This is a genomic window from Marinobacter sp. DUT-1 (genome assembly GCF_050379415.1).
Taxonomy (GTDB): Bacteria; Pseudomonadota; Gammaproteobacteria; order Pseudomonadales; family Oleiphilaceae; genus Marinobacter.
The window spans coordinates 1-2,426 of sequence record NZ_JBNRLS010000014.1; the positions used below are offsets into that span (position 1 = coordinate 1).

Annotated in this window: 2 tRNA genes and 1 rRNA gene; all 3 read right to left on the reverse strand. The window is 53.5% G+C overall.

Going from position 1 to position 2,426, the window contains the following annotated elements:
- Positions 1 to 137 precede the first annotated feature (137 nt).
- The 3 genes from ACQUTG_RS18415 to ACQUTG_RS18425 all read right to left on the reverse strand — a co-directional run bounded on the left by ACQUTG_RS18415 (position 138) and on the right by ACQUTG_RS18425 (position 2,191).
- Positions 138 to 213, reverse strand: a tRNA-Ala gene (locus tag ACQUTG_RS18415).
- A gap of 272 nt (positions 214 to 485) precedes the next feature.
- A tRNA-Ile gene (locus ACQUTG_RS18420) sits at positions 486 to 562 on the reverse strand.
- Positions 563 to 651: 89 nt separating this feature from the next.
- Positions 652 to 2,191 (reverse strand): 16S ribosomal RNA (locus ACQUTG_RS18425).
- Positions 2,192 to 2,426 lie beyond the last annotated feature (235 nt).

The following is a 2,426-nucleotide window of genomic DNA, read 5'->3' on the forward strand; positions in this document are numbered from 1 at the left end:
GAATATTCGTGTTCTATCTCGTCCAATTTGTTAAAGAGCAAATCTGACCCAGTGATCAGAAAGGAAGGCTTCATCACAATGAAACATTCGTTTCTGTACACTGACTTTCGTCAGCAATCATCGATCTTTCAGGCTTTTGGTGGAGCCAGGCGGGATCGAACCGCCGACCTCCTGCGTGCAAGGCAGGCGCTCTCCCAGCTGAGCTATGGCCCCGTCTGCTTGTCCAGCTTTCGTCACTCGTCGTTGCAGCATTCGCTCGCATCAGTCATGACCCATCGAGGGTCACTCCTTCACTCGCTCACGCCGCGCCTAGATTGACAAAACCTGTCCGGCGCATCCGCGATCGCCTCAACTTTCGAGGCCTACCAAACCAAGTCAACTTCGAAATTATCGGCCGACTCGGAAAATTGGGTTAGCCTAGGCATCGACGGGTGTAGCGTGCGAGTAGCACGTGAGCCCGGCGATAACGACGGATAACGCAATTTTGGTGGGTCTGGGTGGATTTGAACCACCGACCTCACCCTTATCAGGGGTGCGCTCTAACCAACTGAGCTACAGACCCGAAAGTGCGGGCCTGCAAGACCCTTTTGCTCTCTTTATTAGCCAACCAAGTAATTCGTGTGGACTCTGACCGAAGCATTCGGCTTCGTTTAAGGAGGTGATCCAGCCGCAGGTTCCCCTACGGCTACCTTGTTACGACTTCACCCCAGTCATGAACCACACCGTGGTGATCGTCCTCCCGAAGGTTAGACTAACCACTTCTGGTGCAATCCACTCCCATGGTGTGACGGGCGGTGTGTACAAGGCCCGGGAACGTATTCACCGCGACATTCTGATTCGCGATTACTAGCGATTCCGACTTCACGCAGTCGAGTTGCAGACTGCGATCCGGACTACGACGCGTTTTAAGAGATTGGCTTACCCTCGCGAGTTTGCAGCCCTCTGTGCGCGCCATTGTAGCACGTGTGTAGCCCTGGCCGTAAGGGCCATGATGACCTGACGTCATCCCCACCTTCCTCCGGTTTGTCACCGGCAGTCTCCCTAGAGTTCTCAGCCGAACTGCTAGCAACTAGGGATAGGGGTTGCGCTCGTTACGGGACTTAACCCAACATCTCACGACACGAGCTGACGACGGCCATGCAGCACCTGTCACTGCGTTCCCGAAGGCACCAATCTATCTCTAGAAAGTTCGCAGGATGTCAAGGCCAGGTAAGGTTCTTCGCGTTGCGTCGAATTAAACCACATGCTCCACCGCTTGTGCGGGCCCCCGTCAATTCATTTGAGTTTTAACCTTGCGGCCGTACTCCCCAGGCGGTCAACTTAGTGCGTTAGCTGCGCCACTAAGGATTCAAGATCCCCAACGGCTAGTTGACATCGTTTACGGCGTGGACTACCAGGGTATCTAATCCTGTTTGCTCCCCACGCTTTCGCACCTCAGTGTCAGTGTTGGTCCAGGTAGCCGCCTTCGCCACTGGTGTTCCTTCCTATATCTACGCATTTCACCGCTACACAGGAAATTCCACTACCCTCTACCACACTCTAGTCTGACAGTTCGAAATGCCGTTCCCAGGTTAAGCCCGGGGCTTTCACATCTCGCTTACCAAACCACCTACGCGCGCTTTACGCCCAGTAATTCCGATTAACGCTTGCACCCTCCGTATTACCGCGGCTGCTGGCACGGAGTTAGCCGGTGCTTCTTCTGTGAGTAACGTCAAGCCTCATGGGTATTAGCCATAAGGTTTTCCTCCTCACTGAAAGTGCTTTACAACCCGAAAGCCTTCTTCACACACGCGGCATGGCTGGATCAGGGTTGCCCCCATTGTCCAATATTCCCCACTGCTGCCTCCCGTAGGAGTTCGGGCCGTGTCTCAGTCCCGATGTGGCTGATCATCCTCTCAGACCAGCTACGGATCGTCGCCTTGGTAAGCCGTTACCCCACCAACTAGCTAATCCGACATAGGCTCATCCAATAGCGCAAGGTCCGAAGATCCCCTGCTTTCCCCCGTAGGGCGTATTCGGTATTAATCCGGGTTTCCCCGGGCTATCCCCAACTACTGGGCAGATTCCTATGCATTACTCACCCGTCCGCCGCTCGTCAGCAGGGTGCAAGCACCCCCTGTTACCGCTCGACTTGCATGTGTTAAGCCTGCCGCCAGCGTTCAATCTGAGCCATGATCAAACTCTTCAGTTTAAATCATACAAGAATCCGAAGATTCTCTATTCTTGCTCAAGACAAAACTCAATTTCGACGAGTCACTGTCCTGATATTTCGTGTCCGAAATACCTCGGCCAGCGCCCACACGAATTACTTGGTTAACTTTTTAAAGAGCGTTGAGCCTCTGCTCAATCAAGGCCGCGTATTCTACATCGAATCCCGACCTTGTCAACCGTTAGTTTTCAGCGTTTTCAAACTCTTTCAAACCCGC